This is a genomic window from Leucobacter sp. UCD-THU, from assembly GCF_000349545.1.
In the GTDB taxonomy this organism is placed as follows: domain Bacteria; phylum Actinomycetota; class Actinomycetes; order Actinomycetales; family Microbacteriaceae; genus Leucobacter; species Leucobacter muris.
Genome location: NZ_KB714604.1, coordinates 268,865 through 290,868 on the forward strand (window position 1 = coordinate 268,865; position 22,004 = coordinate 290,868).

The window sequence follows — 22,004 nt, forward strand, 5'->3', positions numbered from 1 at the left end:
AAAAGCGTCCAAAATGTATTCGAAAATCCGCGCCGGTCGGCCACATGCCGCGCGGCTCGATCGGCACGCCCACGCGTTCCAGCTGGCCCGAGGCCCGCTCGGCCGCCTGCGCCGGCACCTCCGAGGGATACCAGGCCCCCGCGCAGACGTCGCAGCGACCGCAGGGCGCCGCGCTCGGGTCGTCGAGATCGTGCTGCAGCATCTCCATGCGGCACCGCTCGCCGCGTTCGTACTCGAGCATCGAGCGCTGCTCGGCGATTCTCGCCGAGGCGATGCGCGCGTAGCGCTCGGCGTCGTAGCTCCATGGCGCGCCCGTGGAGACCCACCCGCCTGAGACCCGGCTCACCGCGCCGTCGACGTCGAGCACCTTGAGCAGCAGCTCGAGCGGGCTGCGCCGGATGTCGACGCGCGCCTCGAGCGCTGGCGTCGACAGGGGAGCTGAGCCGGGCGCCCCGAGGGCGGCCAGCACGGCCGCCGCCCGATCGGGGTCGGGCATCGACGCGGTGGCGAAGTACCGCCAGATCGCCTCGTCCTCGGAGCCCGGCAGCAGCAGTACGTCGGCGTTCGCCGCGCCGCGGCCCGCGCGGCCGACCTGCTGGTAGTAGGCGACGGGCGACGAGGGCGCCCCGAGGTGCACGACGAAGCCCAGATCGGGTTTGTCGAAGCCCATGCCGAGGGCGCTCGTGGCGATGAGCGCCTTCACCCCGTTCGCCTTGAGCGCGGCCTCGAGCCGTTCCCGCTCTTCGGGGTCGGTGCGCCCCGTGTAGGCGGCGACCTCGTACCCGGCGTCGCGCAGCAGCAGCGCGGTGTCTTCGGCGGCCGAGACCGTGAGCGCGTAGACGATGCCGCTGCCGGGCAGGTCGCCCAGGTGGGCGACGAGCCACGCCAGTCGCTCGCGGGGAGTCGGCAGCGACAGGCAGCCGAGCCGCAGCGAGTCGCGGGCCAGCGAGCCGCGCAGGGTCAGCACGTCGTGCCCCAGCTGGTCGACCACGTCGTCGACCACGCGGGCGTTGGCGGTGGCCGTGGTGGCGAGCACGGGCACGTCGCGGTCGAGCCCGGCGAGGAGCGCGGCGATGCGGCGGTAGTCGGGCCGGAAGTCGTGCCCCCAGTCGGAGATGCAGTGGGCCTCGTCGATCACGAGCAGGCCCATGCGGTCGAGCAGCCCCGGCAGCTGCTGCTCTCGGAAGCGCGGATTGTTCAGGCGCTCGGGGGAGACCAGCAGCACGTCGATCTCGTCGGCCGCGAGCCGGGCCTCGATCCGATCCCACTCGTCTGCGGTGGCGGAGTTGATCGCCGCGGCGCGCACGCCCGCCCGCTCGGCCGCGGCGACCTGATCGCGCATCAGGGCGAGCAGCGGCGAGACGAGCAGCGTGGGCCCCGCGCCCCGTCTGCGCAGCAGCGCGGTCGCCACGAAGTAGACCGCAGACTTGCCCCAGCCGGTGCGCTGCACCACGAGCGCCCTGCGGCGGTCGGCCACGAGCGCGTGCACCGCCTCGAACTGCCCGTCGTGGAAGTCGGCGTCGGGCCGCCCGGTGAGCTGGATCAGCAGTTCGCGGGCCTCGGTGCGCAGGGTCTCGTGCTGGGGTTCCATGCCCCGATGATGGCAGAGACCGCTGACATCGACCGGTCCCGCACGGCTTCGGTCAGAGATCCGGCTCCGGTGAGGGGAGAATGGGCGGGGCGGTCTCGCCGAGGCCGGATCACGCACCGAGCGCACGCCGAGACACGGCTTCGACCTCCGCCGCCGATGTGGCATAATAGTTCCTTGTGCCACGGTGCGGCACTGCCGTAAGGGTCCGCACACGCCGTGAGCCGAACACCCAGTACTTTCACCTTCATTCCGCGTTCCGACTTGCGGCGGGCGCAGAGAGAGACAATCATGCAGAAGCTCGACCACGTCGACGCCTCGTCGCTCAAGAGCGACATCCCCGAGTTCCGCGCCGGCGACACCGTCAAGGTGCACGTCAACATCGTCGAGGGCAACCGCTCGCGTGTCCAGGTGTTCCAGGGCGTCGTGATCGCTCGCCACGGCGAGGGTGTGCGTGAGACCTTCACGGTGCGCAAGATCAGCTTCCAGGTGGGCGTGGAGCGCAAGTTCCCCGTGCACTCGCCCGCGATCGACAAGATCGAGGTCGTGACTCGCGGCGACGTGCGCCGTGCGAAGCTCTACTACCTGCGCGGCCTCACCGGCAAGAAGGCCAAGATCAAGGAGAAGCGCGACATCTGAGTCGGGCCTTCCTGAGCAGAAACCCCCGCTTCGGCGGGGGTTTCTGTTTTCCCAGGGCTCGGGTGGCAGGATGGACGGGTGCGGCCGACGGATCGGCGGCACCGGAGAGGGAATGCGAGATGAACGAAGCGGCTGGGAGGCCTCGGCGGCGCGGGAGCGGGATCCTCGGGTTCATCCGCGACCTGATCGTGATCCTGGTGGTCGCGTTCCTCGTCTCGTTCCTGCTGAAGACCTTCCTCGTGCGCAGCTTCTACATCCCGTCCGAGTCGATGGAGCAGACCCTCCAGGTCGACGACCGCATCCTGGTGAACCAGCTGGTGCCCGACGTGGTCTCGGTGAACCGGGGCGACATCGTGGTCTTCAAGGATCCGGGCGGCTGGCTGCTGCCGCGCGGCACCGAGCCCCCCCAAGGCTTCGAGAAGGTGCTGCAGGCCGTGGGCCTCGCGGCCGACACGAGCAACGAGTACGTCGTGAAGCGCGTGATCGGGGTCGGCGGCGACCGGGTGCAGTGCTGCGACGCCGACGGCCGGGTGACCGTGAACGGCGTGCCGCTCGACGAGCCCTACATCGTGATCCCCGACGGCGAGGGCGGCCGCGCCTCGAAGATCGACTTCGACGTCACCGTGCCCGAGGGGTCGGTCTGGGTGATGGGCGACAACCGCTACCAGAGCAAGGATTCACGCTACAACCAGGATCAGCCCGGCCGCGGCTTCGTGCCCGAGACCGAGATCGTGGGCCGCGCGTTCGTGCTCAACTGGCCGCTCAACCGCTTCACCTGGCTGGGCACGCCCGAGCACACGTTCACCGGCGTCGAGCAGGCGCGAGAGCAGTGAGCCGGGACTCCGCGGACGCGCTGGCGCTCGCTCCCGATCGGGCTCTCGTGGTACCCGCCGGTTCGCGTGGGGCCGTCGCGCAGCAGGCTGAGGTCGGCGCGGGCGCCCCTCGGCGGGCCGAGACGCAGGCGCAGGCGCGAGCCGCGGTGCCGCCGAAGGATCCCACCCTCGACGTCGAACTCGGCTGCTTCGACGAGGGCTTCGACCTCGTGATCGGCGTCGACGAGGTGGGGCGGGGCGCCGTAGCGGGCCCGGTCGCGGTCGGCGTGCACGCCGTGGTCCGCGGCACGTGCGAGTTCCCGGAGGGGCTGCGCGACTCCAAGCTGCTGAGCGAGAAGCGGCGAGAGGCGATGGCGCCGCTCGTGCGCGGCTGGGGCGCGGGCGCGGTGGGCTTCGCGAGCGCCGAGGAGATCGACGAGCACGGCATCGGCGCGATGCTCGGCGAGGCGGGCCGGCGTGCGCTGCTCGAGCTGCACGCGGCGGGCGTGGCGGTGGAGCGGGCGCTGATCCTGCTCGACGGATCGCACGACTGGCTCACGCCCGCGCTCCGCTCGCCGCTGCGCGTGCGCACCCGGGTGGGCGCGGATCGCAGCTGCGCCTCGGTCGCAGCCGCCTCCGTGCGCGCGAAGGTCGAGCGCGACGCGCTGATGCGCGAGGCGCACGAGGCGCATCCCGAGTACGGCTGGTCGTCGAACAAGGGCTACGGATCCCGGGCGCACTACGAGGGGATCACCGCCCGCGGCCTCACCGAGCTGCACCGGCACACCTGGATCACACGGCCCCGCGCGTAGCCGAGCCGCTGCGGGGCGCTCGGCGGAGGGTCGGGACGGGACGATAAGCTGGTGCGGTGAGCAACCGCGATATTTCGCCCGATGCGCCGATCGGGGTGTTCGACTCGGGAGTCGGCGGCCTGACGGTGGCCCGGGCGATCCGGGATCAGCTGCCGCACGAGTCGATGATCTACGTGGGCGACACGCTGCGCACGCCGTACGGGCCGCGCCCCATCGCCGAGGTGCGCCGCTTCGCGCTCGAGATCCTCGACGGCCTCGTCGCGCAGGGCGTGAAGATGCTGGTGATCGCCTGCAACACCGCATCGGCGGCCGTGCTGCGCGACGCGCGCGAGCGCTACGACGTGCCCGTGGTCGAGGTCATCGGCCCGACCGTGCGCAGCGCCGCCGCGATCACCCGCAACGGTCGGGTCGGCCTGATCGGCACGCAGGGCACCATCCAGTCGCGCGCCTACGACGACCTCTTCTCCATGCGGCCCGAGATCGCGCTCACCGCGGCCGCCTGCCCGCGTTTTGTCGAGCTCGTCGAGGCCGGCCTCACGAGCGGACCCGAGGTGCACGCGATCGCCGAGCAGTACCTCGCCCCGCTCGTCGCCCAGCGCATCGACACGCTCGTGCTGGGCTGCACCCACTACCCGTTCCTGCGCGGGGCGCTGGCCCGCGTCGTCGGACCCGACGTGGCGCTCGTGTCGAGCGACATCGAGACCGCGAACGAGGTGTTCCGGGTGCTGACCGAGCAGGAGCTGCTGCGGCCGCCGGCCGCGGGCGATCCGATGCTGCGCTACGAGGCGACGGGCGATGACACCCGCGGCTTCGTCGACCTCGCGCGACGCATGCTCGGGATCGGCATCGACGCCGTCGACCGCCTCGAGACCGGCGCGATCACACTGCCCGGCTGACCCGCGCGCCGATCCCGATGAGTGTCGGCGGCTGCCGGTAGCGTGCTGGCAGAGCCGAACCGAGGCGGTGCCCCCCGACCCGACCCCCGACCGAAAGAGAGAACATGAGTGATGAGACCCGCGCCGATGGGCGCACCCCGCAGCAGCTGCGCCCGGTGACGATCGAGCGGGGCTGGAGCTCGCAGGCCGAGGGCAGCGCGCTGATCTCCTTCGGCGGCACGCGGGTGCTCTGCACCGCCTCGTTCACCCCCGGCGTGCCGCGCTGGCTGGCTGGGCGGGGCACCGGCTGGGTCACGGCCGAGTACTCGATGCTGCCGCGCTCCACCAACGAGCGCATGCAGCGCGAGTCGGTGCGCGGCAAGATCGGCGGTCGCACGCACGAGATCTCGCGGCTGATCGGCCGCAGCCTGCGCGCCGTGATCGACACGAAGGCGCTGGGCGAGAACACGATCGTGATCGACTGCGACGTGCTGCAGGCCGACGGCGGCACCCGCACGGCGTCGATCACCGGCGCTTACGTGGCGCTGGCCGACGCCATCGAGTGGGCCCGGTCCGAGGGCCATATCGCGCGCAAGGCCCAGCCGCTGCGCGACAGCGTCGCCGCGGTGTCGGTCGGCATCGTCGGCACGACGCCGATGACCGACCTGGCCTACGTCGAAGATTCGAGTGCAGAGACCGATATGAACGTCGTGGTGACCGGATCCGGCGACTTCGTCGAGGTGCAGGGCACCGCCGAGGGCGTGCCGTTCAACCGCGCCGAGCTCGACGGGCTGCTCGATCTCGCGCTGACGAGCGCCTCCGAGCTCGCCGAGATCCAGCGCTCGGTGCTGGCCGAGGGGCGATAATCGTGACCCGGCTGGTACTCGCCTCCCACAACGCCCACAAGCTCGAGGAGCTGCGGCGCATCCTCGGCCCGCTGATCCCCGGCATCGAGCTCGTCGGCTACAACGGCCCCGAGCCGGTCGAGAACGGGCTCAGCTTCGAGGAGAACGCCCTCATCAAGGCGCGCGCGGCCGCGGCCCACACCGGGCTGCCGGCCATCGCCGATGACTCCGGCATCGCGGTCGACGTGCTCGGCGGCTGCCCGGGCATCTTCTCGGCGCGCTGGGGCGGCCCGTCGCGCAGCGACACCGCCAATGTCGATCTGCTGCTGTGGCAGCTCACCGACGTCGCCGACGAGCATCGGGCGGCGAGCTTCGTGTGCGCGGCCGCTCTCGTCGTGCCTCCCGGTGAGGGCGCCGATCTCACGGGCGGGCCCGGAGCGGGCGAGGTCTGCGAGCTGGGCGTCTGGCCCGGCCGCGTGCTGCGGCAGCCGGCGGGAGAGCACGGCTTCGGCTACGATCCCGTCTTCCAGCCGCAGGGCGAGCAGCGCTCGGCCGCCGAGCTGACCGGGGCCGAGAAAGACCTGCTCTCGCACCGCACCCGCGCGTTCTCCGCGCTGGCCCCCTCGATCCGCTCCCAGCTGGGCGGCGAACACCTTCCGAGCTGAACCCGACGAGGAGAACGCGACATGACCGAACCCCAGGGCGGCCTCGTGCGGCCGAACGTGTCCGAGGTCGACGCGGCGGCCATCGCGCGCGAGTGCTTCGGCATCGAGGCCGAGGCGCACGAGCTCGGCAGCAACCAGGACCGCAACTTCGTGCTGCTCGAGGCCGACGGCGGTCGCAGCGTGCTGCGCGTCGACAACCCGGTCTTCGGCGACGCCGAGCGCGACGCCCAGCATGCGGCGCTCGATGCGTACCGCGCCGCCGGCGTGCCGGTCGCCTCGGTGCTGCCCGGCCTCGACGGCTCCCTCACGCAGCGCTGGCGCGGCTTCGCGGTTCGGCGCAGCGAGTTCGCGGAAGGCGAGCCGCTCGTCGACGCGGGCTACCTCGCCCCCGTGGTGCTCGAGGAGTTCGGCGCGCTCGCGGCGGCCTCGGTGAACGCGCTCGAGGGCCTATCCCACCCGGGCCTCGCCCGCGACCACATGTGGATCATGGGCGTCGCGCACGAGCAGACCGCGGGGCTCGGTCACTCGATCGCCGACGAGGAGCTGCGGCAGCGCGTGCTCGCGGCGGCCGAAGCGGCGCAGCGGCAGCTCGACCTCGTGAGCGCGGCGCTGCCGACGCAGGCGATCCACGGCGACCTCACCGACGACAATGTGACGGGTCGTCGCGGCGATGATCGCCGCCTGCACCCGCACGTGGTGCTCGACCTCGGCGATCTCGCCTACGGCTGGCGCGTCTCCGAGCTCGCCGTCACGGCGAGCTCGATGCTGCACCACGACCCCGAGCGGCCCCTGCGGGTGCTCGACACGATCGCGGCGTTCCACCGCGCCGCGCCGCTCTCCATCGCCGAGGCGCGCGCCGTCTGGCCGCTGATCGTGCTGCGCGCGGCCGTGCTCGTCGCGAGCGGCTGGCGCCAGCTCGAGATCGACGGCGGCAACGACTATGCCCGCGAGCGCATCGCGGGGGAGCAGGCGATCTTCGACGCCGCGACCGCGCTGCCGCTCGCGGAGGCGACCGAGCAGGTGCTCGCGCGCCTCGGCATGCAGGGCGTCCCCCACGGGCAAGGGCTGCGCCTCGTCGCCGCGCCGAGCATTCCTCGCCGTGCGGGCGTCGACGGGCCGGGCGGTCCCGGCCAGCGCCCGCTCGGCGCGCTGCTGGCGGGCCTCACCGGCGGGGTCGCCATGGTCGACCCGGGCGTCGAGAGCGAGGCGCTCGACGCCGGCACGTGGCTCGAACGAGACGTCGCGGAGCGTCGTCTGGTCGATGCCGCGTTGCGCGACGGCGCCGCAGTCGCAGTGCTGCCGTACGGCGTCTACCGGCTCACGCGCACGGCGATCGACTCCGTCGACGCGGCCGAGACCTGGCCCATCGGCACCGAGCTGTGGGTGGGCGGCGGAGGCGCGCTCGACGTGCTCGCGCCCCTCTCGGGCAGTGTCGCGGCGGCGACGGAGCGCGGCGTGCTGCTCGAACTGCAGAACGGCTGGTTCCTCTCGATCGACGGTGTCCCGGCGCAGGTGGAGGTCGGCGCCGACGTTCGTGCGGCAGACCCGATCGCACGCCTCGCGGCGTCCTCGGATCCCCGTCCTCTCACGGTGACGGTGTGCCGCGGCGACGCGCTCGACGGAGCCGAGCCGCCCATCCTCTCGGTCGAGGTTCCGCAGCAGGGGCGAGCGCAACTCGTCGCCCCCGAGCGCGTGCCGGCGTGGGCGCGCTTCACGCACGACCCGGCGTCGATCCTCGGCCTCGACTCGCTCGTGCAGCGCGACGAGTCCGCCGACGAGCAGACGAGGCGCGAGCAGATCTTCGCGAGCGCGCAGGAGCGCTACTACGCGAGCCCCATGCAGATCGAGCGCGGCTGGCGCCACCACCTCGTCGACACCACGGGGCGAGCCTACGTCGACATGGTCAACAACGTGACCGGCCTCGGGCACGGGCATCCGGGCGTCGCCGACGCGGTGAACCGGCAGATCCGCATCCTGAACACCAACTCCCGCTTCCTCTACCGCGAGCTGGCCGAGTACAGCGAGCGCCTCCTCGCCCTGCTCCCCGAAGGCTCGGATCTCGACACGGTGCTGCTCGTGAACTCGGGTTCCGAAGCGGTCGACCTCGCGCTTCGGCTCGCTCAGGCCGCCACGGGCCGCAAGACGGTCGTCGCGCTGCGCGAGGCGTACCACGGCTGGACCATGGCCTCAGACGCCGTCACCACGAGCGCCTACGACAACCCGTACGCCCTCGAGAACCGCCCCGACTGGATCCACGTGGCCGACGTGCCCAACCGGTTCCGGGGCACCTACCGCGGCGAGGCGGGCGACACGAGCGTCGGGGCCCGCTACGCCGCCGACCTCGGGGGCGACCTCGGCGCCCTCGCGGCGTCGGGGCGACACATCGCCGGTTTCATCTGCGAATCGGTGCTCGGCAACGCGGGCGGCGTGCTGCTGCCCGACGGCTACCTCGCCGAGGTCTACGACCGGGTTCGCGCCGCGGGCGGTCTGTGCATCGCAGACGAGGTGCAGGTCGGGTTCGGTCGCATGGGGTCGAGCTTCTGGGGCTTCGAACAGTCGGGAGTCGCCCCCGACCTCATCACCATCGCGAAGCCCATGGGCAACGGATTCCCGATCGGCGGTGTCATCACCTCGAAGCGCATCGCCGATGCGCTCGCCACGCAGGGTCAGTTCTTCTCGTCGGCGGGCGGCAACCCGCTCAGCTGCCGCGTGGGGCTCGCAGTGCTCGACGCGATGCAGAGCGAGGGGCTGCAGCAGAACGCGCACTTCGTCGGCCGGCGCCTCGCCGACGGCTTCCGGGCTCTCGCCGAGCAGCACGACATCATCGGCCCCGTGCACGGCGAGGGGCTCTACCTCGGCGTCGAGCTGGTGCGCGACCGCGAGACGATGGAGCCCGCCACCGAGGAGGCCGCCGCGATCTGCGAACGGCTGCGCGAGCTCGGGGTGATCGTGCTCACCACCTCGGAGCGCTCGAACGTGCTCAAGGTGAAGCCCCCGCTCTGCCTCACCGAGGAGAGCGCCGACTTCGTCGTCGCCCAACTCGATCGCGTGCTGAGCACCGGCTGGTGATCCCGCGGCCGGCGGCTCGCGTCGCGTCGCAACCCGCCGGCCGCACCGCTCTCACAACTGCAGGATCGTCTTCGCGATCATGAAGTAGACGATCAGACCGGTCGCGTCGACGAACGTCGAGATGAACGGGTTGGAGAAGACCGCCGGGTCGACGCGCACCGCCCGTGCCAGCAGCGGCATGCAGCCGCCCACGGCAGCGGCCACCGTGCAGACGGTGAGCAGCGTGATCCCGATCACCGCGCCGATCTGCGGCGAGTAGACGAGCCCGGCGACCGCGAAGCCCAGCCCGCCGAGCAGCAGGCCGAGCATCGCCCCGGTGCGCAGCTCGCGCGAGAGCACCCGCAGCAGGTCCCTCGGGCCCACGTCTCCGAGGGCGAGTGCCCGAGTGACGGTGGTGGCGGCCTGGTTGCCCGTGTTGCCGCCGGTGCCGATGAGCAGCGGGACGAACAGCGCCAGGACCGTCACCCGCTCGAGCGTCGACTCGAACACCGACAGCACCTGCACCGTGAGGGTCGCCCCGATCGCGAGCACGAGCAGCCACACCACTCGGGAGCGCACGATCGAGCGCACGGGCGTCGACAGGTAGGGGCGCCGCAGCGGCTCGGTGCCGCCCTGCCTCGCCGTGTCCTCGTTCTCCTCGCGCTCGAGGATGCGCACGGCGTCGTCGATGGTGAACATGCCGACGAGGCGCTGCTCGCTGTCGACGATCGGCATCGCGAGCAGCGCGAGATCGGCGCACCGGCGAGCCGCGCTCTCCGCGTGCTCGACGGCCGCGGCGGTGTGCGCCTGCTGCATCAGTTCCTCGACGCTCGCGCGGGGATCGGCGCCGAGCAGGTCTCGCAGGCTGACGACGCCGACGACTCGTCTGACGTCGTCCAGCACGGGGATCGTGTAGACCGTCTCGGCGTCGTCGAGCCGGGCGCGCACCCGGGCGAGCGACTGGTCGACGGTCAGCCCGATCCTGGTCCATACGTACTCGGGCGTCATGCGCCGGCCGACGCTGCCCTGGGGGTAGCCGAGCACGGCCGCAGTGAGCACCCGATCCGTCTCGGGCAGGCCCCGCAGCAGTCGAGTCGCGAGCGACGCGGGCAGCTCCTCGAGCAGCCAGGCGCGATCGTCGGGATCGAGCTCGGCGAAGAGCCGCGCGACCTCGGCATCGTGCAGCCCTGCGAGCAGATCGCTCTGCAGCTCGGGGTCGAGCGATTCGAAGACCTCGAGCGCTCGCTGCTTGCCGAGCAATCGGAACACCACCGCTCGTCGCCGCAGGCTGAGGCGGTCGAAGAGCGGAACCAGGTCGGCGGCCGTGAGCGGGGCCAGGGTCTCGGTCAGCGCGTGCAGGTCACGGGCGGCGAGCTGCTGCTCGATGGTGTCGATGAGCCCGTCGACGACGGGAATGCTCTGGGTGGTCATGTGAGCTCCTTCACAGGAGGCGCACGCCTGGACGGCGCGGGCGCGGGTCGGCGCACCGCGAAACCTGTGCGGAACGCGGCGCTCAGAGAGATGCGCCGGGCCGCAGCGCCGCCTCGACTAGTCGGAGCGGGTCGAAGGGGCGAGCACGTGGCCCGGCTGGTGACTGCAACTGTCACTGGGCATGGGCTCACCTCGCTTCGGGTCGTGGGTCGGGGACCGCGAGCTCCGGCACAGCGGGCGCGACACGATCCGCAGCGACCCTAACAGGAACGCGGATCGGCGACAAGCCCGGTCGACGTGTCGGCGTGCGCCGGTACGCCGTGCGAGCACCTCCCGACGTCCCGGCCCGCGGCGCGGAGCCGTCCCGCGCCGAGCCGCTCCGTTCAGCGGACGACTGCGAGAACCGCCTCCGCGAGGATCGCCGCGGCGATGACCACGAAGAGCGCCCCCGCCACGATGTCGAACCAGGGGGCGGCGCGACCGAACCAGCCGCGGAACGCGGCGGCCGACGACGCGATCGCGATCGAGAGGAACCAGGCGACACCGACGGCGACCATCGCGGCGATGATCGCGATCCGGGTGTCCCAGCCCGCCCCCGCGGGCAGGAACTGCGCCAGCAGCGCCGTGAAGAAGATCAGGGCCTTCGGGTTGGCGAGGTTCGTGGTGAATCCCAGCAGCCACGGCCGGGACACCGATCCCTCACCCCGATCCGCCTCTGCAACGCGCAGCTGCGCGATCCCGCTCCGCATGCTCTGCGCCCCGAGGAAGCCGAGCACCAGTGCGCCCGCGCTCTGCATGATCGGCAGCAGGCCGGGCAGCGCTTGGAAGAGCGCGGCGAGCCCCAGCACCGAGACGACGATCCAGAGCAGGTTGCCGCTCATGATGCCGAGCGCCGCGAGCACGGCTGCGCGTCGCTGCCGCACCCCGAGGCGCAGCAGCAGGAAGATGTCGGGCCCGGGCAGTGCGAGCGCCGCGAACCAGGCCAGGAGCAGCCCGCCCCAGCCGGCCGCGGTCATCGGCGCGGCCCCGGTCGGCTCGGGGCTGTATCGGGGCGGCGGAGCGGGGCAGCGGGCACGACCCCCATCCTCTCAGACGCGGCCAGAGGAGACTGCGGGCCCGGCCCGGCCTGCACGACTCAGGCGGACTGCGCGCGAGTCTCGGCGAGGGAGTGCTCGAGCAGCTCGCGCAGCGCCCCGCGGTCGACCTTCGCGAGCCGCGTGAGGTAGAGGCAGGCCTTGCTCGCGCGGTATGCACCGAGCCGCTCCATGAGGTCGGGCCAGCGCTCCGAGAAGCCGTCGACGAGGTAGAGCGTGTGCTTCGCCGATCCGGTGGCGAACGCGAGCTCGGGGGCGCGGCCGCCGTGCCCGCTCTCGTACCGGTACTCGTACTCCCCGAAGCCGATGATGCGGCCGGCCCAGACGACGGGCTCGGCGCCGCTGAGTTCCCGGTGGAGGGCGAGCAGCTCATCGGCCTCGGCCCGGCGCGGGCCGGCGACTCGGTCGAGCACCTCGGCGACGGGCGTGTCCGAGGGTGACATCGCGGGCTCTTTCGCTGCCATGGGATCTCCTCGCGGTTGATGGGGGCCCTGCAGGGTGTGCACACATCGTACTGCGCGGCGGGGGTCGGGGCGCGGCGATCCCGGAGCGGGCGCGGGGCGGGCTGAACGGGGCGGGCGCGGATCTCAGGGGCGCCGGGGGCGGTTCGCGAGCGGCGGCCGCGACTGTACTGAGTGATGAAGCGGTCGGGTTTGTTGTGCGATGATCTGATCATGGCAGAGTCGGGATCCGTGATGCTGGTCGAGGACCTCGTGTCGACCGCGAGCCTCGGCATCGAGGTGCTCGCGGGCGGGGGCGGGCTCGGCCGGGAGGTGCTGTGGGCGCACAGCTGCGAGATGCAGGCGCCGGAGCAGTGGCTCGGGCCGCACGAGCTGCTGATGACGGTGGGGCTCTGCGTGCCCGCGAATCCGGATGAGCAGCGCGGGTTCATCCGCCGCCTGGACGATGCCGGGCTCGCGGGCCTGATGATCGGCGACCACGACGTCGCGCCTCCCGTGAGCGAGGCGATGCTCACGGAGGCCGAACGCCGTGATTTCCCCCTGCTGCTGGCCGCCACCGAGACCCCGTACGCGGTCGTGTCGCGGCACGTGGCCGCCGCGACCTCCTCATCGCAGATCTTGCAGGTGCTCAAGCTGAGCAAGCTCTACCAGGTCGCGGCGAACGCCGACGACGACTTCGCGGGGCTCATGGCGGGGCTCGGCGCCCTGCTCCGGGCCGATCTGCGGGTCGTGGACAGTGCGACCGGCATCACGGTGCTCGAGACGGGGCGGGCGCAGCAGGGGGCGCGAGCGAGCGAGCGCCGGGTGCGCAGCTACCCGCTGCGAGGGCGGCACGCCGCCGAGCTGATTCTCGTCGAGTACCCGGGGGAGCCCGTCGAGAGCTTCATCCTGGTGCACCTCATGAAGGTGCTCGAGGTGACCATCGATCGGGTGCTCGGGGCCGCCGATGCGCGTGCACAGCGATCGGCGCAGGCGCTGGCCGGCCTGCTCGCCGGAACCCAGCCCGACGAGGCCGAGAGGATACTCGGCGACTCGCTGGCCGGCGGGTACCAGGTCGCGGCATTCGCCGAATCAGCGGAGCGGATCGCGCGCGGGGTGGCTCTGCGAGAGCTGCCGGTGCTGGTCGGCGCGGGGCGCACGAGCCACCTCGCGCTGATCCCGCTGTCGCAGGTGGCGCAGATCCGCGAGCTTGCCGAGGCCTCCGAGGCACGGTTCGGCGTCTCCTCGGTGTTCATCGATTATCGCGATGTGCGGTCCGCCGCCGAGGAGGCGGCGCGGGTGCTGACCGCCGCTCAGTTCAGCGGCCGCGCGTGGACCGAGTTCGAGGGCACGACGATCGCCGTGCTCTCGCGATCGAATCGCGAGGCCGAGGAGATCATCGGGGGCGTGCTCGGCCCGCTCGCCGAGGGCTCCGACGGGGCGCGCAAGCTGAGGGAGAGCCTCTTCGCCTATCTGCGGCACGATCGCCACTGGCAGCGCGCAGCCGACGAGCTCGGCATCCACCGCCAGACGCTCTCCTATCGCCTGAACCGCATCGAGCAGGAGACGGGCCTCAGCGTGACCCGATCCGCCGACATCGCCGCCTTCTGGGTGGCCTACCAAGCCTGGGAGAGCGTGCGCGCGGCGGAAGGGTGAGCGTCCGCAGTCGGGGGACCCGTCTGCCGGTATTCATACCAGGGTACATATGATTAATCATTTTTGATCTCCGTGACGATGCTCATCGACATTCTCGGTGCGTAGGCTCGCTGCATCAGCTTCCGCCGTCTCAACGAGGATATGGATTTCATGACGCAGCAGAGTTACTCGGCCCCGGGGTTCGTCAACGGAGAGGTCTCGTTCTGGATGCGCAGCACCGGCCGGCCGACGCCGAGGCCGGCCCTGCCGGGAGACGTCTCCGCCGACGTCGCGATCGTCGGCGCCGGCCTCACGGGGCTCTGGACCGCCTACTACCTCAAGAAGGCGCGGCCCGAGCTCGAGATCGTCATCATCGAGCGCGAGTTCGCGGGATTCGGAGCCTCGGGCCGCAACGGAGGCTGGATGAGCGCGGAGCCCGCGGGTCAGTTCCGCCGGTATGCGAAGTCCGGAGGCGTCGAAGCCGCCCGCGCGCTACAGCGGGAGATGTTCGGCGCGGTGCGCGAGTCGATCGAAGTCGCACGGGCCGAGGGCTTCTCCGAGGATCTCGTGCACGACGGCCTCGTCCACGCCGCCACCAACGCCGCCCAGCTCGCCCGCGCCCGCGCTCACATCGCCGAGATGCGGCAGCAGGGCTGGGGCGAGGGCGACGTGTTCGAGCTGTCGCCCGCCGAGCTCGGCGAGCGCGTGCGCATCGAGGGCGCCCAGGGCGGCTACTGGACCCCCCACTGCGCCCGGGTGCACCCCGCCAAGTACACGCGCGGGCTCGCGGCGACCGTCGAGGGGCTCGGGGTCACGATCTACGAGGGCACGACCGCGATCAGCGTGGAGCCGCATCGGGTGCACACCGACCGGGGCGTCGTCGGCGCGAAGTTCGTCGTGGAAGCGCTCGAGGGGTACACGCTCTCGCTGCAGGGCAAGGCCCGCAAGCTGCTGCCGATGAACAGCAGCATGGTCATCACCGAGCGGCTCTCCGACGCCCAGCTCGATGCGGTCGGGTGGCGCGGAGCGGAACTCGTGGGCGATGTGGCGCACAGTTTCACCTACATGCATCGCACGCAGGACGGCCGCATCGCGATCGGCGGCAGGGGAGTGCCCTACAACTTCCGATCGAGCTTCGACCGCGAGGGGCGCACCGCCGACTCCGCCGTGCTGCAGCTGAAGAAGCGGCTGGGCGAGCTCTTCCCGGCTCTCGCCGACGTGCGCCTGGAGCAGTCCTGGTCGGGTGTGCTCGGCGTTCCGCGCGACTGGTGTGCCTCGGTCAACTTCGACCGCTCATCCGGTGTGCTGACCGCCGGCGGCTACGTCGGCCACGGCCTCTCGGGCACGAACCTCGCCGCGCGCACCATGCGCGATCTGATCCTGGGCGAGGACACCGCGCTCGCGCGCCTGCCGTGGATCGGCCGCCGGGCGCGCAACTGGGAGATCGAGCCCGTGCGCTGGATCGGAGCGACCGCGCTCTACGCCGTCTACGGATACGCCGACAAGCGCGAGTATGCCCTCGACGCGCCCCGCACACACTGGACCGCGCGCATGGCCAACCTCGTCAGCGGCCGCTAGCGAACCCCCGGAGTCGCGCCCCGCCCCTCCGCCGCGCCGCGCGAGGGCGTTTCAGCGCGCCCCCATCCCTTCCCACCCCCTTCTCAGAGAGCAGAGGAACACACGTGAGTTTCGCAGAGACCGAAGCCGTCGACTCCGACCGGATCCAGTGGCCCGCCTTCGTCGCGGTGCCGCAGGCGAAGGTGCTGAGCGGCGCACCCGAGACGTCGACGCACGTGCTGCGCGACACGCCGAAGGCTCAGATGGGTCTCTGGCGGGTCACTCCCGGTGCGTTCTCGACCGACCACGCGGGCTACGTCGAGTTCGTGCACATCATCGGCGGCAGCGGCCGACTGGTCAGCGAGCACGGCGCCGTGACCGAGCTCCGGTCGGGGTCCACGGCCCTTCTGCCCGAGGGGTGGCGGGGACGCTGGGAGATCGACGCGACCCTGACCAAGTCCTTCACCATCATCCGCGACTAGGAGGCCGCACCATGCTTCGTGAAACCTCGACGAGCACGATCTCGGTGAACCAGCTTCCCTGCACCATCTGGGGGCTCGCCTTCACCGAGCTCTGGGAGCGATTCTCCTTCTACGGGCTGAACGGCATCCTGACGCTCTACCTCTACTTCAACCTGCAGGACGGGGGACTCGAGCTGCCCAAGGCGGCCGCGGCCGGAATCGTGGGAGCCTACGGCGGATCCGTCTATCTCGCGCAGCTGCTCGGCGCCTGGCTCGGCGAGCGCGTCATGAGCCCCAAATGGATGGTGTTCTGGGGCGGACTCGTCATCACCGCGGGCCACCTGGTGCTGGCCGTGATCCCCGGCATCACCGGGGTGGCGGTCGGCCTCGTGCTCATCATCCTCGGCACCGGCGCGCTGAAGACCAACATCACGAACATCGTCGGCATCGTCGTCGACGGGCGGGATGAGGGGCAGCGCGACGTCGGCTTCGCCTACTTCTACCTCGCGATCAACGTGGGCGCGGTGCTCGGCCCGATGTCGACGGGCTTCGTGCAGAACGAGTGGGGCTTCCACTGGGGCTTCGGGCTCGCCGCGATCGGCATGACGGGCGCGCTGGTGCAGTACGTCGTCTCGATGCGAAAGCTGCCGGAGCGCACCAACGTGGTCGCGCGACCCATCGCCCGTGCGAGGGCGCTCGGGATCGCGGTCGGCGCCGCGCTGGTCGGAACGGTCGTCGGCCTGCTGCTCGCGACGGGCTCGGTGCGCGCCGAGCAGCTCGCCTCCGTCGCCACGGTGCTCATCCTGCTGGCCGCGGCCTGGTACTTCATCATGATGCTCTCGGCGAAGAGCGTGAGCCGGGACGAGAAGCGTCGCGTCGCGGCGTACCTGCCGCTCTTCCTCGCCGCGGGCGTCTACTTCGGTCTGCTGTTCCAGCAGTTCACCGCGATCACGTTCCTCATCACCGAGCGCGTGGATCTCGTGATCGGCGGCTGGAGCATGCCGGTGCCCTGGATCACGATGATCAGCCAGCTCTCGGCCGTGCTCATCACGCCGGTGATCGCCCGCTTCTGGGGTCGCAGCGGCAACGACGGGCCCGGTGCACCCGCGAAGTTCGCCCTGGGGCTCGTGCAGATGGGGCTCGCGTACGTGCTGATGATGGTGGCGCTCATCCTCTTCCCCGAGACCCCGGGGGTCCAGATCCCGTTGCTGCTCGTGATCGTCGTGATGATCGTCGCCGGCTCGTCCGAGGTCTTCATCGGACCGATCGGCCTGTCTCTGGCGACGCGGATCGGCCCGGCCGCCTTCAAACTGCAGCTCATCGGCCTGAACGCGCTGACGCTGGCGCTCGGCTCTTCCATCTCGGGGCTGCTCGGCCAGCTGTTCGAGGTGATGGATCCCGTGCCGTACTTCGTCGTGATCGTGGCCATCGGCCTCGGTCTCGGTGTCGCGCTCTGGCTGTTCCGCACCCCGCTGCAGCGAGCCCTCTCCGCGGGGCTGCGCTGATCCTGCCCGAGCGCCGCCTCCCGCCGCCGCTCCCCGCCTTCGTATACTGAGCGCGGGGAACGGAGGCCCGGATGTCGATGACCGATGAGCTGCTCGGCGACGAGAGCGTCGGATCGCTGCTCGGCGCGCTGCAGGACGCGGCGCCCGGCCGTCGCTTCGAGGCCACGCGCGAGGCGGCCGCCGGGCTGAGCGCGCTGACGCTGAGTCGACGTGCGAGGAGCCTCGCCGACGGGATCCTGCTCGATCTGCCCGGCGATCACGCCGAACTCGCGCGCGTGGTGCGCGCGGCGATCGAGCACCCCGGCTTCGACGGGTGGGCGCTCTGGCCGGTCGGGCTCGCCTCCGCCCGGCGCGCGGTCGCCGAGCGCACCGAGTCGGCGTTCGACGACTCGCTCGAGGTGCTGCGGCAGCTGACGAAGCGCTTCACCTCGGAGTTCGCGATCCGCCCGCTGCTGCTGCACGACCTCGATCGCGGGCTCGACCGCATGGCGTCGTGGACGACGGACCCCGACTGGAGGGTGCGCCGGCTCGCGACCGAGGGCAGTCGCCCGCTGCTGCCGTGGGCCGAGCGCCTCCCCGCCCTCGTCGCCGACCCGTCGCCGACGAGGGTGATCCTCGACGCCCTCCACGACGATGCCGAGGAGAACGTGCGCCGTTCGGTCGCGAACCACGTCAACGACCACAGCCGCGGGCATGCCGCGTTCGCCGTGGAGGTCGTGCGCGGCTGGCGGGACGCGGGCGGCGATCATCTCGAGCGGGTGTCCCGCCATGCGCTGCGCACGCTCGTGAAGCGGGGCGACGCCGGTGCGCTCGAGCTGCTGGGCTTTCCGCCGGCGCTCGTCGAGGTCTCGCCGCTCGAGGTCTCGCCCGTGCGGGTCGAGGCGGGCGGCGCCGTCGCCTTCGAGGCGGAGGTCGAGAACACGGGGGCGGATCCGGCGCGCCTCGTGATCGACTACGCGCTGTTCTTCCCGGGGGCTCGAGGCGAGGAGCGCTCGAAGGTCTTCAAGATCGCGCAGCGCACGCTCGGTCCGGGGGAGCGCACCGTCGTGCGGGCCTCGCACTCGTTCAGGGCGATCACCACGCGCCGCTACTATCCGGGGCGGTACGGCGTGGCGCTGCAGATCAACGGGGTCGCTCACCCGCGCACCGGGTTCGAGCTGGGGTAGGGCGGCCGCGGTCGGAATGGGGTGAGCCCGCGGGCCAGGTCCGCGCCTTCGGGTGACCGTCTCGTCTCCCGGGCGCCGCGCCTCGGGGCGTTCAGACGAGACCGAGCGCGGTCACGGTCTCGACGACCCGAGCGCGCTGCTCTCGCGCGAGACCGCGGAGCGGCAGCGGCAGGCACCCCTCCCGTGCGAGACCGAGGTGCTCGGCGATCGCCGCGACGACCCGCACGCTGCCGCCGAACTCGGCGAACAGCGCCCAGAGCGGCGCGAGGCGCTGCGACTCGGCGGTCGCCTCATGAGGCCGGCCGCCGAGGGCGGCGCGTGTGATGGCGACGGCCGGCTCCGGCAGCGTGCCGCCGATGACCGAGTACCAGGAATCGCATCCCGCGTTCAGACCTGCCGCCGCGAAGGCGTCGCCGGATATCCCGACGGTGACGCGTTCGGGCACCGCGGCTCGGATCGTGTCGACGTGGCGGCGGGCGTCGACGGGATCGCGGGGTGCACCCGGGATCTTGATGGCGGAGACGCCCGGCAGCTCGGCGATGCGCGCGTAGAGCTCGACGGTGAAGGCGAAGCGGGTGGTGCCCGGGTTGTCGTATACGATCACGGGCAGCTCGGTGCGCTCGGCGACGCTGCGGAACAGCTCGAACACGTCGTCGTGCGTCAGCGGTTGATAGGTCATGGGGGCGAGCAGCAGCCCACGTGCGCCGGCCTGCTCGGCGTGCTCGACGTTCGCCAGCACGTGCGAGGTGCGCAACGCGCCGACGCCGACGAACACCGGCACGTCGCCCGCGTGCTCGACCGCGAGAGCGGCCACCCGTGCGCGTTCCTCCACGGTGAGGTAGGCGTAGGAGCCGGTGGAGCCGAGGGCGGTGATCGAGTCGACCCCCGCGTCGGCCAGGCGCTCGATGATGCCGGCGAATGCGCGCTCATCGACGGCGTCGTCGAGCAGTGGCGTGAGGGGAAAGGCGCTGAGGCCGGAGAACAGGCTCATCGCTCGGGCTCCGGCCGATGCTCGAGCCCGAGGACCGCGTCGCCGTAGACGGCCGTCACCTCGGCGATGACGACGCGGTAGCCGCCGAGCCATTCGCCGTATCGGCTCTTCGCGACGCGATGGGTGTCCATGCCGATGAGTTCGCGCAGCGCCTCCAAACTCGACCAGTAGTAGACCTCGGCGTGCAGGCCGGTCCGCTCGTTGTGCCAGGCCTCCTCTCCGAGGAAGCCCTTGATGCGCCTGGCGCGCTGCGCGATCTCGGTGTCGATGCGGTGGAACTCGTCATCGAGAGCGCCGACCTCGAAGATGAAGGTCGAACTGTACTTCGGAGTCTTCGACATGCGGGCCTCTCAGGCGGGGGTGCGCTCGAGCCAGTCGAGCACCTGCCGGGCGTGCGCGTCGGGCGGGAAGATCGGGTAGAAGACGTGCTCGATCAGGCCGTCGCGAACGATCAGCGTCAGGCGCGAGTACAGGCGGTCGTGACCAGCGGCGGCGAACGTCGGCAGCCGCAGCGCGTCGGCCAGCGCGAACCCCTCGTCCGAGATCATGGCGAAGGGCAGCCGCAGGCGGTCGACGACCTCTGCCTGGTACGCGGGATCCTGGCTCGACATGCCGTACACCCGTTCGGCGCCCGCCGCGAGCAGATCGCCGAAGTGGTCGCGGAAATCGCAGGCCTCTGTCGAGCAGCCCCGGGCGCCGGGGATGGCGTCCCAGCCCTCGGGCAGGTCGACGCCCGGTCGGCCGGTCAGCGGGTAGAGGTAGACGACGGTGCGGCCGCGGCCGAGGTCGGCGAACCGCAGCGTGCGGCCGTCGCTCGTCGGCAGTTCGAGCCGCGGCACGCTCATGCCGGGCAGGTGATCGGCGGCCCCGTCGTCCTCGGGCCGCGGCAGCCCCTCGGGCAGGATCGTGTAGTCGGTCATCGTCTGCTCCTTCGTGAAGGTCCGTCCGGCGCCCGCCTCCAAGCGGTGCCGCAGCGCGGCGCGCCGCGCTGCGAGCGCGTCGATCATGCGGGTGAGGTCGGCGATCGTGTCGCGATAGACCGCGAGCGAACTCACGCAGTCGTCGCCGTGCTCGTGCCCCAGACCGAGGCACTCGAGGAAGGGCGCCGCGCGCTGGGGAGACACGCCGAGGCCCGCGAGCTCACGGATCTCGGTCACGGCGCGGGCGTGGTGCTCGTCGAACACCCGGTACCCGTTGTCGAGACGGGCGGGCTCGATCAGGCCGATGCTCTCGTAGTAGCGAATCGCCTTGACCGATGCCCCGGTGCGCTTCGCGAGTTCTCCGATACGCATGCTCCTCCTCTGCCGTCAGCGTAAACCCTGCCCCCGGGGGCAGGGTCAAATCGGAGGGGAGCGAGCCGTCCGAGCCGCGACTCGGCGTCGGCGGGACCGTCGGCACGTTCCCGTGGCCCGAAGCGGTCGCGGTCGGCGATATCCTGGCGGGCAGTGCCGTCTCATGACGGGTTCAGGCGATTCACGGAGGTGCCGATGCCGGTTGCGACGCGGGCGATTCCCGTCACCGGATTCCTGCTCGCGGTCGGCTCCGCGGCCTCGTTCGCCTTGTCGGGCAGCTTCGCGAGCGCGCTCCTCGCAGCGGGGTGGTCGGCGGGAGCCGCGACGACCGCGAGGATCACCCTCGCGGCCCTCGTGCTCGCGGTGCCCACCGCGCTCGCTCTGCGGGGCCGGTGGCGCACGGTGCGGGCCGCGTGGCGGCCGATCCTGCTGTTCGGCGTGCTCGCGGTCGCCGGCTGTCAACTCGCGTTCTTCATGGCGGTGCAGTTCATCCCACCGAGTCTGGCGCTGCTCATCGAGTTCATGGGGCCCGTGATCCTGATGCTCTGGATCTGGGCCCGAACGCGCGTGGCGCCGGCCGCGCTGACGCTGATCGGCGCCGCCGTCGCCGTGCTCGGCCTCGTCGCGATATCGGGCGCCGGAGCGGGCGGAGCACTCCACCCGATGGGCATCGTCTTCGCGCTCATCGCGGCGATCGGCAATGCCGCGTACTACGCGACGGGGGCGAGCAGCGACCACGGCATCCCGCCGATCCCCTTCGTGGGGCTCGGCCTCGCGGTCGGAGCGGTGATGCTGGTCGTGGTGAGCGCGACGGGCCTGCTGCCGTTCGCGGTCACCGGCGCCCCGGCGGCGATCGCGGGCGCCGAGCTGCCTCCCGCGGTCGTCGTCGCGGGCATGGTGCTCATCTCGACGGTGCTCTCCTACGTGCTCGGCGTCGCCGCCTCCCGCAGGCTCGGAGCGACGGTCGCGAGCTTCACCGGGTACTCGGAGGCGCTGTTCGGCATCGTCTGGACCATCGTGCTGCTCGCGGTCGTCCCCACGGGCGCGCAGTGGGCGGGCGCGGCGCTGATCATCGCCGGAGTGGTCGCGGTGAAGACGGGGGAGATCCTGCGGGCTCGCCGGCCCGCCGCCTCCGCAGTGTGACCGGC

At 71.8% G+C, this 22,004-nt stretch carries 19 protein-coding genes and 1 pseudogene; 13 read left to right on the forward strand and 7 right to left on the reverse strand.

The window, feature by feature from the left end; genetic code table 11:
* A pseudogene (locus H490_RS28700) lies at nucleotides 1–1,591 on the reverse strand (RecQ family ATP-dependent DNA helicase); the annotation flags it as partial.
* Nucleotides 1,592–1,879: 288 nt separating this feature from the next.
* On the opposite strand from H490_RS28700, the gene rplS reads away from it, so the two are divergent.
* From rplS to H490_RS28735, 7 genes are all read left to right on the forward strand, one after another.
* Nucleotides 1,880–2,227, forward strand: coding sequence for a 50S ribosomal protein L19 (gene rplS, locus H490_RS28705; RefSeq protein WP_017884969.1), 348 nt, complete (start codon nucleotides 1,880–1,882; stop codon nucleotides 2,225–2,227).
* A 119-nt stretch (nucleotides 2,228–2,346) separates the two neighbouring features.
* Nucleotides 2,347–3,060, forward strand: coding sequence for a signal peptidase I (lepB, locus tag H490_RS28710; RefSeq protein ID WP_017884970.1), 714 nt, complete (start codon nucleotides 2,347–2,349; stop codon nucleotides 3,058–3,060).
* Between the two features lie 146 nt (nucleotides 3,061–3,206).
* Nucleotides 3,207–3,851: a ribonuclease HII gene (locus tag H490_RS28715; protein ID WP_031290225.1), complete on the forward strand. Its 645-nt coding sequence runs from the start codon at nucleotides 3,207–3,209 to the stop codon at nucleotides 3,849–3,851.
* 56 nt (nucleotides 3,852–3,907) lie between these two features.
* The gene (gene murI / locus H490_RS28720; protein WP_017884972.1) at nucleotides 3,908–4,747 is read left to right on the forward strand and encodes a glutamate racemase; all 840 of its coding nucleotides are present in this window, start codon (nucleotides 3,908–3,910) and stop codon (nucleotides 4,745–4,747) included.
* Between the two features lie 104 nt (nucleotides 4,748–4,851).
* The gene (gene rph / locus H490_RS28725) at nucleotides 4,852–5,592 is read left to right on the forward strand and encodes a ribonuclease PH (RefSeq protein ID WP_017884973.1); all 741 of its coding nucleotides are present in this window, start codon (nucleotides 4,852–4,854) and stop codon (nucleotides 5,590–5,592) included.
* A 2-nt stretch (nucleotides 5,593–5,594) separates the two neighbouring features.
* On the forward strand, nucleotides 5,595–6,236 hold the full coding sequence (locus H490_RS28730; RefSeq protein WP_017884974.1) for a non-canonical purine NTP pyrophosphatase: 642 nt from the start codon (nucleotides 5,595–5,597) through the stop codon (nucleotides 6,234–6,236).
* A 21-nt stretch (nucleotides 6,237–6,257) separates the two neighbouring features.
* A complete protein-coding gene (locus tag H490_RS28735; protein ID WP_017884975.1) occupies nucleotides 6,258–9,305 on the forward strand; it encodes an aminotransferase in 3,048 nt (1,015 codons plus the stop codon).
* 51 nt (nucleotides 9,306–9,356) lie between these two features.
* Here the strand turns inward: H490_RS28735 and mgtE are convergent, their stop codons facing one another.
* From mgtE to H490_RS28750, 3 genes are all read right to left on the reverse strand, one after another.
* A complete protein-coding gene (gene mgtE, locus H490_RS28740) occupies nucleotides 9,357–10,715 on the reverse strand; it encodes a magnesium transporter (RefSeq protein WP_017884976.1) in 1,359 nt (452 codons plus the stop codon).
* 383 nt (nucleotides 10,716–11,098) lie between these two features.
* A complete protein-coding gene (locus tag H490_RS28745) occupies nucleotides 11,099–11,731 on the reverse strand; it encodes a LysE family translocator (RefSeq protein WP_017884977.1) in 633 nt (210 codons plus the stop codon).
* A 119-nt stretch (nucleotides 11,732–11,850) separates the two neighbouring features.
* Complete coding sequence (locus H490_RS28750; protein ID WP_017884978.1) at nucleotides 11,851–12,273, reverse strand: DUF1801 domain-containing protein; 423 nt, start codon at nucleotides 12,271–12,273, stop codon at nucleotides 11,851–11,853.
* Nucleotides 12,274–12,483: 210 nt separating this feature from the next.
* On the opposite strand from H490_RS28750, the gene H490_RS28755 reads away from it, so the two are divergent.
* The 5 genes from H490_RS28755 (at nucleotide 12,484) to H490_RS28775 (ending at nucleotide 18,573) form a co-directional block, all read left to right on the forward strand.
* Entirely contained in the window at nucleotides 12,484–13,905 is a 1,422-nt protein-coding gene (locus H490_RS28755; RefSeq protein ID WP_017884979.1) for a PucR family transcriptional regulator, read from the forward strand.
* A gap of 150 nt (nucleotides 13,906–14,055) precedes the next feature.
* The gene (locus H490_RS28760) at nucleotides 14,056–15,462 is read left to right on the forward strand and encodes an NAD(P)/FAD-dependent oxidoreductase (protein WP_031290227.1); all 1,407 of its coding nucleotides are present in this window, start codon (nucleotides 14,056–14,058) and stop codon (nucleotides 15,460–15,462) included.
* 104 nt (nucleotides 15,463–15,566) lie between these two features.
* Nucleotides 15,567–15,923 carry a cupin domain-containing protein gene (locus H490_RS28765; RefSeq protein ID WP_051066220.1) on the forward strand — a complete coding sequence of 119 codons (357 nt, stop codon included), beginning with the start codon at nucleotides 15,567–15,569 and terminating at the stop codon, nucleotides 15,921–15,923.
* An 11-nt stretch (nucleotides 15,924–15,934) separates the two neighbouring features.
* Nucleotides 15,935–17,407, forward strand: coding sequence for a peptide MFS transporter (locus tag H490_RS28770; RefSeq protein ID WP_017884981.1), 1,473 nt, complete (start codon nucleotides 15,935–15,937; stop codon nucleotides 17,405–17,407).
* A gap of 71 nt (nucleotides 17,408–17,478) precedes the next feature.
* Nucleotides 17,479–18,573, forward strand: coding sequence for a hypothetical protein (locus H490_RS28775; RefSeq protein WP_017884982.1), 1,095 nt, complete (start codon nucleotides 17,479–17,481; stop codon nucleotides 18,571–18,573).
* 91 nt (nucleotides 18,574–18,664) lie between these two features.
* Here the strand turns inward: H490_RS28775 and H490_RS28780 are convergent, their stop codons facing one another.
* The 3 genes from H490_RS28780 to H490_RS28790 are packed head-to-tail and all read right to left on the reverse strand — an operon-like array spanning nucleotide 18,665 to nucleotide 20,856.
* Entirely contained in the window at nucleotides 18,665–19,564 is a 900-nt protein-coding gene (locus H490_RS28780; RefSeq protein WP_017884983.1) for a dihydrodipicolinate synthase family protein, read from the reverse strand.
* On the reverse strand, nucleotides 19,561–19,905 hold the full coding sequence (locus H490_RS28785; RefSeq protein ID WP_017884984.1) for an antibiotic biosynthesis monooxygenase family protein: 345 nt from the start codon (nucleotides 19,903–19,905) through the stop codon (nucleotides 19,561–19,563). Before H490_RS28785 ends, H490_RS28780 begins: the two co-directional genes overlap by 4 nt.
* A gap of 9 nt (nucleotides 19,906–19,914) precedes the next feature.
* On the reverse strand, nucleotides 19,915–20,856 hold the full coding sequence (locus H490_RS28790; RefSeq protein ID WP_017884985.1) for a MerR family DNA-binding transcriptional regulator: 942 nt from the start codon (nucleotides 20,854–20,856) through the stop codon (nucleotides 19,915–19,917).
* Between the two features lie 195 nt (nucleotides 20,857–21,051).
* On the opposite strand from H490_RS28790, the gene H490_RS28795 reads away from it, so the two are divergent.
* Nucleotides 21,052–21,999 carry an EamA family transporter gene (locus H490_RS28795; protein WP_017884986.1) on the forward strand — a complete coding sequence of 316 codons (948 nt, stop codon included), beginning with the start codon at nucleotides 21,052–21,054 and terminating at the stop codon, nucleotides 21,997–21,999.
* The last annotated feature ends 5 nt before the right edge of the window (nucleotides 22,000–22,004 follow it).